Source organism: Pseudomonas bohemica (assembly GCF_002934685.1).
Classification (GTDB): Bacteria; Pseudomonadota; Gammaproteobacteria; order Pseudomonadales; family Pseudomonadaceae; genus Aquipseudomonas; species Aquipseudomonas bohemica.
Genome location: NZ_NKHL01000105.1, coordinates 126,247 through 135,642, shown reverse-complemented (window position 1 = coordinate 135,642; position 9,396 = coordinate 126,247). Strand labels below are relative to the sequence as shown.

10 protein-coding genes are annotated in these 9,396 nt (G+C 63.2%); 1 reads left to right on the top strand and 9 read right to left on the bottom strand.

The window, feature by feature from the left end:
- Positions 1-103: 103 nt before the first annotated feature.
- Positions 104-961 carry an SDR family oxidoreductase gene (locus tag CE491_RS12630; RefSeq protein ID WP_110948680.1) on the bottom strand — a complete coding sequence of 286 codons (858 nt, stop codon included), beginning with the start codon at positions 959-961 and terminating at the stop codon, positions 104-106.
- Positions 962-1,219: 258 nt separating this feature from the next.
- Between CE491_RS12630 and CE491_RS12625 the strand changes: the two genes are divergently transcribed.
- Positions 1,220-2,200: an aldo/keto reductase gene (locus CE491_RS12625; protein WP_110948679.1), complete on the top strand. Its 981-nt coding sequence runs from the start codon at positions 1,220-1,222 to the stop codon at positions 2,198-2,200.
- Between the two features lie 55 nt (positions 2,201-2,255).
- Here CE491_RS12625 and CE491_RS12620 read toward each other — a convergent pair whose 3' ends face one another.
- Genes CE491_RS12620 through CE491_RS12585 form a run of 8 tightly spaced genes read right to left on the bottom strand, consistent with a single transcriptional unit; the run spans position 2,256 to position 9,396 of the window.
- Positions 2,256-2,606 carry a RidA family protein gene (locus tag CE491_RS12620; RefSeq protein WP_407681341.1) on the bottom strand — a complete coding sequence of 117 codons (351 nt, stop codon included), beginning with the start codon at positions 2,604-2,606 and terminating at the stop codon, positions 2,256-2,258.
- A 12-nt stretch (positions 2,607-2,618) separates the two neighbouring features.
- Positions 2,619-3,812, bottom strand: a complete 1,194-nt coding sequence (locus CE491_RS12615; RefSeq protein WP_234407582.1) for an NAD(P)/FAD-dependent oxidoreductase — start codon at positions 3,810-3,812, stop codon at positions 2,619-2,621.
- A complete protein-coding gene (locus CE491_RS12610) occupies positions 3,805-5,181 on the bottom strand; it encodes an NAD(P)/FAD-dependent oxidoreductase (RefSeq protein WP_110948676.1) in 1,377 nt (458 codons plus the stop codon). Before CE491_RS12610 ends, CE491_RS12615 begins: the two co-directional genes overlap by 8 nt.
- Positions 5,178-5,531 carry a (2Fe-2S)-binding protein gene (locus CE491_RS12605; RefSeq protein ID WP_110948675.1) on the bottom strand — a complete coding sequence of 118 codons (354 nt, stop codon included), beginning with the start codon at positions 5,529-5,531 and terminating at the stop codon, positions 5,178-5,180. Before CE491_RS12605 ends, CE491_RS12610 begins: the two co-directional genes overlap by 4 nt.
- Positions 5,521-6,663, bottom strand: a complete 1,143-nt coding sequence (locus CE491_RS12600; protein WP_110948674.1) for an NAD(P)/FAD-dependent oxidoreductase — start codon at positions 6,661-6,663, stop codon at positions 5,521-5,523. Before CE491_RS12600 ends, CE491_RS12605 begins: the two co-directional genes overlap by 11 nt.
- The gene (locus tag CE491_RS12595; protein ID WP_110948673.1) at positions 6,660-7,457 is read right to left on the bottom strand and encodes an ABC transporter permease; all 798 of its coding nucleotides are present in this window, start codon (positions 7,455-7,457) and stop codon (positions 6,660-6,662) included. Before CE491_RS12595 ends, CE491_RS12600 begins: the two co-directional genes overlap by 4 nt.
- A gap of 6 nt (positions 7,458-7,463) precedes the next feature.
- Entirely contained in the window at positions 7,464-8,336 is an 873-nt protein-coding gene (locus CE491_RS12590; protein ID WP_110948672.1) for an ABC transporter permease, read from the bottom strand.
- Positions 8,323-9,396, bottom strand: a complete 1,074-nt coding sequence (locus CE491_RS12585) for an ABC transporter ATP-binding protein (protein WP_110948671.1) — start codon at positions 9,394-9,396, stop codon at positions 8,323-8,325. The genes CE491_RS12590 and CE491_RS12585 overlap by 14 nt, the downstream gene beginning before the upstream one ends.

The following is a 9,396-nucleotide window of genomic DNA, read 5'->3' as shown; positions in this document are numbered from 1 at the left end:
CGAATGAAAAGAGCCCCTGACAAAGGAGCTCTCCTGATAAAACGCGTTTGAAAAAAACGCAGTGCGGACGGCGGGTGGTATCGCCGCCCGCAGCGGTGTTGCGTCACAGTATCGGCTTACCGCCGGTCACGCCATACCGCGTTCCGGAGATGTAGCTCGCTTCATCCGAGGCGAGAAGGACGTAGATCGGCGCCACCTCAACCGGCTGGCCTGGCCTGCCCAAAGGCGTTTCCTCGCCGAAGCTTTTCACGTCGTCTTCGGTCATGGTCGATACGATCAGCGGCGTCCAGATCGGCCCCGGCGCTACGCTGTTCACCCGGATACCCCGCGGCCCGAGCATCTGCGCAAGCCCGGCGGTGAAGTTGGCGATCGCACCCTTGGTGGCCGCGTAAGGCAGCAATGTCGGCTTGGGGGTGTCTGAGTTGACCGAGCTGGTGTTGATGATCGAGCCGCCCGCCGCCATCGACGGCAACGCCGCCTTGCAGATGCGAAACATGGCAGTGATATTGATATCGAAAGTCTTGACCCACTCTTCGTCGGGAATCTCTTCCAGTGTCTTGTGGTTCATCTGGAAGGCGGCGTTGTTCACCAGTACATCGATGCGCCCGAACCTGGCAACTGTGTCGTTGACGATGGCAGAACAATGCTCTTTTTGCGCAAGATCCCCAGGCAGCAACAGACACTGCCTGCCCGCCTCTTCGACCCAGCGCGCGGTCTCCTTGGCGTCTTCATGCTCATCCAGATACGAGATGGCAACGTCAGCACCTTCACGCGCGAAGGCGATGGCCACCGCACGGCCGATGCCGCTGTCGGCACCAGTGATCAGGGCGATCTTGTTGTCCAGCCGGCCCGACCCCTTGTAGCTGGTCTCGCCGCAATCCGGGTACGGCTCCATCCGGCTCTGATCGCCAGGCACCGGCTGCTGCTGCGGTTTAAAAGGCGGTTTGGGGTAATCCGTCATGACACTCTCCTCAAAGGGTCCACACGCAACGTGCGCATTGAAGGTGGACTTTGTGTCGTGGCGATGAGTTCGGGTTTTTTGCCAACAGGTATCCTGTCCGGTCACTATCGTGCTTCAGCAAAGCGGGGTAGCTTGCGGCGAGACCATTGGATCGCAGCGATGGCTAGCCCTCCTCACCCGACGGCCCAGGGCGGCGCGGAACAAATTCCCGCCGGGCTCAATCAATACCCCGATCGAAAGCGCTTTGGAGGAATGCACATGAAGTATTCGAAACTCGGAAAGACCGGCCTTGACGTCTCACCCATCTGCCTGGGTTGCATGACCTATGGCGTGCCGGGGCGTGGAACGCACCCGTGGACGTTGGACGAAGATCAGAGTCGCCCACTCATTCGTCAGGCGGTCGAGGCCGGGATCAACTTTTCCGATACCGCCAACGTCTATTCCGACGGCACCTCCGAAGAGATCGTTGGACGAGCGCTCAAGGATTTCGCCCGCCGCGACGAAATCGTCATCGCCACCAAGGTCAACGGACGCATGCATGAAGGCCCCAACGGCGCTGGTTTGAGTCGCAAGGCCATTTTGCAGGAAGCAGATAATTCACTTCGCCGGCTGGGCACTGACTACATCGATCTGTATCAGATTCACCGCTTCGACTACGACACCCCGATCGAGGAAACGCTGGAGGCATTGCACGATCTGGTCAAGGCCGGGAAGGTCCGCTACATCGGTGCCTCATCCATGTTCGCCTGGCAATTTGCGACGATGCTGCATACCTCAAGTGCCAATGGCTGGACACGTTTTTCGACCATGCAGAATTACGTAAACCTGCTGTACCGCGAAGAAGAACGCGAAATGCTGCCGCTGTGTCAGGCGCAAGGCATTGGCGTCATGCCCTGGAGCCCGCTCGCCCGCGGCCGCCTCACACGCCCCTGGAATGAAAGCAGTGAACGGGCCGAGTCCGACGAGTTCGGCAAGACGCTGTACGCCCACACCGCGGACGCCGATCGCAAGGTGGTCGAAGCCGTTGCCAGGGTAGCCGAGGCGCGAGGTGTAGCACCGGCACAGGTGGCCCTGGCCTGGGTGCTCTCGCATCCCGGCATCAGCGCACCGATTGTCGGCGCTTCGCGCACCGGGCACCTGGACGACGCATTGGCGGCCGTCGAGCTCAAGCTCAGCGACAGCGAACGCGCCGAGCTGGAAGCGCCGTACGTTCCGCATGCCGTGGTGGGATTCGCCTGAGGCGCTTACGCCATACAGGGCCAGTAGCACGCTTCTGGCCCTGTATCTAGTTGCCTCAGCCTGCAGCAACGACCGTGATTTCAACCAGCAGATCCGGCGCGGCCAGGCGTGACTCAACCGTGGCGCGAGCCGGCGCCTGTCCTTCCGGCGCCCAGGCGTCCCACACTTCGTTCATGCCGGCGAAGTTAGCCTGAATGTCCGACAGCCACACCTGCGCACTGAGGATCCGCGTCTTGTCCAGTCCGGCCTTGGCCAGGAAGTTGTCGATCTTTTCCAGCACCTGTGCGGTCTGGCCTTTGATGTCCAGGGTGCGGTCGGTAGCGGTCTGGCCGCCGAGAAAAGTGAAACCGTTGCACTGGACGACGCGGCTCATGCGCTGATTGGTTTCGATACGGGTGATTTCCAGCATGTGAACTCCTCAATGGTGCGGGATGGTTGTAGCGGGTTGAAAAACCGGGGTGGGCGCGGGGCTCGCTGCGTCGAATCGATCGACCGCGAACGCGTCCAGGGAGATCTCCGAATGTTCGCCGAGTATCTGCTGCGCCAGGCGTTTTCCGGTGCCGGGCCCCATCTGGAAGCCACTGCCGCAAAAGCCGAACGAATAGCTCAGGTTGCTGGCCTTGCGGCTCGGGCCAATGACCGGAAGATCGTCGGCCGTGAATGCCTCGACTCCGGCCCAGACGCGATTGACGCCCAGATGCTTCAAGTGTGGAAAAAGATCGGTCACCGTGCGGGCGCTGGTACCGAGGCGCGTCATATCGACTTCGCCGTGACGCGCGGGAAAGTCCAGTGAGCCAATCAGCTTGCCGCCGATCACTACGGTGCCGTTGGCAAATTGCTTGAACGACAGCGAACGGCCCGTCGCACCCAATACCGGCGCGCAGAACGGCGCGACGCGGTGCGTGACCATCAGCATCAGCCCTTCCGGGTGGGCCGGCACTGCTTCGCCCACCTGCGCCGCCAGCTCCCGCGCCCATGCGCCTGCGGTAACCACCAAGTGCTCAGCGCTGAATACACCGCCAGGCGTCGTGACTTTCCACAGGCTGCCACTTTGTTCGATGCGTTGCGCCGGGGCGCTTTCGTGCACCCGCACGCCAAGTTTTTCCGCCGCCAGGCGGAACGCCGTGACCGTTTTGTAGGGCACCGCGTAGCCGTCGTCCTTGACCCAGATGCCGCCGACGACGTGCCGGGCGACCGTGGGAATGATCTCGAAGACCGCTTGCTGATCGATCAGCACTTCGTGTTCGAATCCCAGCGTCTGAAGCTGCTGCACTCGCTGGCGGCATTGCTCAAGCTCGGCGGGGTTTTCCGCCAGTTTCAGCTGACCGCTGGGCACGAAACCACCGTCGTCACCCACGGTGTGCTTGAGTTCGTGCCAAAGGGCTCGCGACGACAGGGCCAAAGGAATTTCCTCGATGTGACGCCCGAGGGTGCGCACCCCGCCCGCATTCACCCCGGAGGCATGGCGCCCGCAATAATCGGCTTCAAGCACGGTGACCGCGACCCCGCGCCGAGCCAGATGAAAGGCCGTGCTGAGGCCATGAATACCGCCGCCGATGACCAGCACATCGCGCTGCCTCGCGCTCGACTCTCTCACCGGGGGCCTATTCACCGGCGAGTTCCCCCAACGTGATCGGCTTGATCGGCGGACGAATGCGGTAATAGCCCACTTCTCCTGCCGACACGCCCCGCGCCTTGGCGATGACTTCGGTCACGGTCAGGCCACACATGCGGCCCTGACACGGCCCCATGCCGCAACGGCCGAAGGCTTTGGCCTGATTGGGTCCGGCGCATCCCAAGGCCACGAACTTGCGCAATTCGCCAGCGCTGACTTCCTCGCAGCGACAAACCATGACCTCGTCTGCGGGAATGCGATTTTCTTCCTTGGCTTGATAAACCGCATCGAGAAACGGCCGGATTCGCAGATTGGCCTCAAGGCCAGTGCGCAACGGCGCGGCCTGACGCTCACGCTCGGCATCGCTGAGCCTACCCAGACGCGAGGCAATCCCCAGCGCTGCCAGCTTGCCCTGCAACGCTGCCGCCTGAGCGCCACCAATACCAGCGCCGTCTCCGGCGACGTAGATGCCGGGCACATCCAGCTGGCCCCAAGCGTCGCTCACCGGGCTGAAACACAGCTGGTTCTCGTCCCAGTGATGCCGGGCGCGCAGCGATTGACTGAACTGGATGTTCGGCACCACGCCCTGATGCAGCAGCACGCAGCGCGTCGCCACCCGTTGCGCCTTGCCGCCGACGCTGAAAGTCAGCGCGCTGGCGGCCTCGCTGCCTTCTACCGCCAACTGCTCGGCGCCGGTGTAATGGGCGATACCCGCACTGCGCAGGCTGCGCATCAGGTCCAGCCCCTTGCGCAGATACGGCCAGGCGCGCAGCGCCGCGAACAGATGCCGCCGCGCACGCCAGTAATCTTCAGGGCGCGTGGTATCGACCAGTGCCTTGATCTGCACCCCGGCGCGCAGGTATTGCCAGCCAAGCAGGTAGAGCAACGGCCCGCAGCCCGCCAGTACCACCGGCTCGGCGGGCGCCAAGCCTGAGCTTTTCAGCAGAATCTGCGCGGCGCCGGCACTCATCACGCCGGGCAGGGTCCAGCCGGGGATCGGAAAAGGTCGTTCCATCGCCCCGGTCGCCAACAGCACGGCCCTGGCCTGCACGGTCTGCAAGCGTCCGTCGCGCAGGTAAGTGACCTTATGCTCGCGGGTCACCTGCCACACTGCGGCGCCTTTCTCGTAGCGCACGGTGGAAGCCGCAAGCGCCTGAGCCAAAGTGTGGCCGTGCGCGTAATCCGGTCCGAGCATGTCGCGGCGCGACAGAGGCGCCAGCGTGATGCCCCGGTAAATCTGCCCGCCGGGACTGCCCTGCTCGTCGAGCAAGACCACCTGCAAGCCCAGGCCTGCCAGCGCAACCGAGGCCGACATGCCCGCGGCGCCCGCGCCTATCACCGCCACATCGACACTCAAAAGGCTCATGACGGCACCTCGAGGGTCTGCACATTCACAGGTTGAAAAATCAGATCCCGGGCGCCTTCCTGAGAGCGAATGCGCATGCCTTCACGGACCTCGATCAGGCAGCTCTGGCGATTGGGCACACCGTCGATTTCCACCAGGCATTCGAAGCACACACCCATCATGCAATACGGTGCGCGGGGCGATTCACTGACGGGCGTGGCGCGCAAGCGGCTGATACCGGACATCAGCAGTGCCGCGGCGACGCTGCTGCCCGCGGGCACGCTCAGCGGTTGGTCGTTGAAGGTCAGGGCCACGGTGCGTGTCGAGCTGACTTCGCTGGCGACCGGTTTGAACAGCGGATCAGTGCGCATGGGAAAACACCTTGTCAGTCAGAAAACGCTCGCCGGAAAAAACGCCCAGTTCGTCAGGCATCGCGCCGCCCAGAATCCACGGCGCGATGCGCAGCGCATGGGCGGCGGCCAACGTGACGCCGCTGTGGCAGGTGACCACGAACGCGCCGGGATGCTGGGCCGATTGCTGGTAAATCGGGAAACCATCGGGACTCATCACCCGCAACGCGCCCCAGGCACGGATCAGCCGAACGTCGCGTAACAGCGGGAACGTTGACACACCGCGCCGGGCAATCGCGGCGAGCACTTCGGTGGAGGTGCTGTCGTCGAAACCCACCTCCTCCATCGAGTCGCCCAACTGCACGGTGCCCTCATCGGTCTGTCGCACGTTGATGGTCGGGTAATCGAGAAACGGCCGGACACGCTCGCTGATCAGCACCTGCCCGCGATTGGGCGCGACCGGCGCATGCAACCCGACCTGCCGCGCCAGCCCCGGATTGCCCAAGCCGGCAGCGAGGACGACGCGCGGGGCGACGAAGCGACGCTGGCCTGCCGTGACGCAGAATTCTCCCGGCGCGCCGTCGATGCGATCGACGTGCACCCCAGCGTGGAACCTCGCGCCGTTTGCCTGGGCCGACGTGTGCAAGGCGCGCAGCAGTTTCAGCGGATTGACGTGGCCATCCTGGGGCGTGTAACTGGCGCCGACCACGGCGGGACCGATCAATGGCAGGCGTGCCTTCAGCTCAGCGGCGTCGAGCATTTGGAAGGGATAGTCGCCCAGTGCATCCTGCAGGGTCTGCAAGCGCGACTGGCGCTCCAGCAGTTCTTCGTCACTGAAGCACATGTGAAAACCGCCAGGTTGTTTAAGCTGCACATCGATGCCGCTGTCGGCCATCAACGCCTCGGCAAAGCCCGGCCAGCGGCTGGCGGATGAGCGGGTCCAGCGCGAGTAGTCCGGCAGGTCGTGGCCTTTGCCCTGTACCCAGACCAGCCCGAAATTGCCCCGCGAAGCGCGGAACGCATCGTCGCCCTGGTCCAACACCACGGTGTCGGCACCGCTGCGCGACAGCCCATAGGCCACCGCCGTGCCCACCAGCCCGCCGCCGATAACGATCACCTGGGCCTGGGTGACGTCCTGTATCTGCTGGCTCATTTGCCTTCTCCGATCAATACCCGGTCAAGCCCGACCATGCGGTCGAGTATCAGCATCAACAACAGAGTGCCGATGATCAGCACCGTGGATATCGCCGTAATCAACGGGTCGATCGTCTGGGATATCTGGTTGTACATCGCCACCGGCAAGGTCGTGGTGCCGGGAGTCGCCACGAACACGGTCATGGTCAGCTCGTCGAAACTCTGGATAAACGCGAGCATCCAGCCGCCGACCACACCGGTGCGGATGCGCGGCAACACCACTCGGTAAAACGCCGTCCAGCGACTGGCGCCGAGCGACATCGCCGCCTGCTCGATGTCGCGCTCCAGGCCAATGGTCGAGGCCAGGGTCAGGCGCAGCGCATAGGGCAGCACCACGATCACGTGGGTCAGGGTCAGCGCCCAGAGCGAACCGCCGATGTGCGCCAGGGAAAAGAAGCGCAGGAACGCGATGCCCAGCACCACTGACGGAATCATCAGCGGCGACAGCAGAAACCCGGTTACCGCGCCGCGTCCGGGAAAGTCGTAGCGGCTGATGGCCAGGGCCGCCGGGATCGCCAGCAATGCAGCAATGGTTGCCGACGCCAGCCCCAGCTTGATCGATAACATGAAGGCGTCGAGCATTTCCTGATTGTCCAGCAACGCCCCAAACCAACGCAGCGACAGGCCATCAGTGGGCAGCGACAGGTAGCCCTTGCCAGTGAACGCCATCGCAACCACCACCAGCAGCGGCGCGACGATGAAGGCGACGAAGGCGGCATGAAACAGCAGCGAGAAAAATCCGTTCTTGTGCATGGTCGTCTACTCGAAGACTTGCTTGAAGCGGCGCTCGGCCAGCTTGCTGCAACCCAGAATGATGATCAGGTTCGCCAGCAGAAGCAGCATCGCAATGGCCGCGCCAAGGGGCCAGTTGAGGGTGCCGAGGAACTCGTCATAAGCAGCGGTTGCCACCACCTTCAAACGCCGCCCGCCGATGATGGCCGGGGTGGCGAAAGCCGAGGCTGCCAGGGCGAACACGATGATCGACCCGGACAGCACACCGGGCATGATCTGCGGCAGGATGATCCGGCGAAACACGGTCAGCCGCGAAGCACCGAGGGACAGCCCCGCCCACTCGACCTGCAGGTCCAGACGCTGCAGCGTGGCCCAGACCGCGATGACCATGAACGGCACCAGCACGTGAGTCAGGGCGATGATCACGCCGACCTGGGTGAAGAGCATTTTTACCGGTTGATCGACGATCCCCAGCGCCTGCAAGGCGTCGTTGATCAAACCGTTGTTGCCCAGCAGGATCGCCCAGCCCAGGGTGCGCACCACCACTGAAATCAGCAAAGGTCCCAGCACCACCAGCAAGAACAGCGAGCGCCAGCGTGGCGCCATGCGCGCAATGATGATGGTCTCCGGAATGCCCAGCAGCACGCACAGCACCGTTACCGCCAGGGCCATGCCGCCGGTGCGCAGGAAGATCTCGTGGAAATAACTGTCCTTGAACACCTCAAGGTAATTGCCGAGGCTGTAACCCGGCATCACCCCCTCGCTGTCACTGAACAGATTCAGCGACAGCACAGCGGTCAGCAGCAGCGGCGCCAGCAGCAAGGCGATGAACACCAGCAGCGCCGGACCACTGAGAATCCACGGGGCGGCACCGACGCGTTCGGCGTCATACATGGCCATGGGCAACCTCCCTGTCGAGCAGACGCAAGTCGTCATCGGACCAGTCCAGCCCCACCTCGCTGCCCTCCTCTGGCGGCGGCGTGCCGAGGTTGGGCTGAGTCATGTGCACCAGGCCCAAACGGCTTTCCACGGCGATCAGCCACAGATTGCCAAGGAACACCCGCAAACGGATGCGGCCGTTGACACGGCCGTTGTCCACAGCGGTGAGGCGTACTTTCTCCGGACGGATGTAGACGTTGACGTCGTTGCCCAGCGCGCGGTCTTCGTGGGGCACGTGTAGCACGGTGTCGTGAACCTGCACGTGACAGCAGCGTTCATTACGCAATTGCACGGCGCCAGCGAAGGCGTTGGTTTTGCCCAGAAACGCCGAAGCGAACGGTGAATGTGGTCGCTCGTAGGCTTCGAACGGGGTGTCGATCTGCACGATGCGGCCCTTCTGCATTACCGCGATCCGGTCGCTCATGGTCATGGCTTCCACCTGATCGTGGGTCACCAGAATCGTGGTGATGCCCAACTCCCGTTGAATCGCCCGCAATTCGATGTGCATCTCTTCGCGCAGCTTGGCGTCGAGGTTGGACATCGGCTCGTCGAGCAACAGCAGATTCGGTCGAATGGCCAACGCCCGGGCAATTGCCACACGTTGCCGCTGCCCGCCCGACAACGCTTTGGGATAGCGCTCGCCGAGGCCAGCCAGGCGCACTAGATCCAGGGCCTCATCGATGCGCTTGCCGCGCTCGGCCTTGGGCACGCCGCGCATCTCCAGGCCGAAGCTGATGTTCTGCGCCACGGTCATGTGCGGGAACAGCGCGTAGCTTTGAAAGACAATACCCAGGCCGCGCTGCTCGGGGCGCACGTGGGTGATATCGCGACCGTCGAGGATGATCCGCCCTTCAGTGGGCTGAACGAAGCCGGCGATCGATTGCAGGGTGGTGGTCTTACCGCAGCCGGACGGACCGAGCAAGGCGACGAACTCGCCATGCCGGACTTCCAGATTCAAACCGTCAATCGCCTTGAAATTGCCGTAGGTCTTGACGATGCCTTCGAGCGTGAGAAATGCCAT

Coding starts and splice junctions, on each gene's coding strand:
- CE491_RS12610 (WP_110948676.1), bottom strand. CDS start 5,181: ATGAGCCTTTTGAGTGTCGATGTGGCGGTGATAGGCGCGGGCGCCGCG.
- CE491_RS12630 (WP_110948680.1), bottom strand. CDS start 961: ATGACGGATTACCCCAAACCGCCTTTTAAACCGCAGCAGCAGCCGGTG.
- CE491_RS12590 (WP_110948672.1), bottom strand. CDS start 8,336: ATGGCCATGTATGACGCCGAACGCGTCGGTGCCGCCCCGTGGATTCTC.
- CE491_RS12625 (WP_110948679.1), top strand. CDS start 1,220: ATGAAGTATTCGAAACTCGGAAAGACCGGCCTTGACGTCTCACCCATC.
- CE491_RS12595 (WP_110948673.1), bottom strand. CDS start 7,457: ATGCACAAGAACGGATTTTTCTCGCTGCTGTTTCATGCCGCCTTCGTC.
- CE491_RS12605 (WP_110948675.1), bottom strand. CDS start 5,531: ATGCGCACTGATCCGCTGTTCAAACCGGTCGCCAGCGAAGTCAGCTCG.
- CE491_RS12585 (WP_110948671.1), bottom strand. CDS start 9,396: ATGGCATTTCTCACGCTCGAAGGCATCGTCAAGACCTACGGCAATTTC.
- CE491_RS12600 (WP_110948674.1), bottom strand. CDS start 6,663: ATGAGCCAGCAGATACAGGACGTCACCCAGGCCCAGGTGATCGTTATC.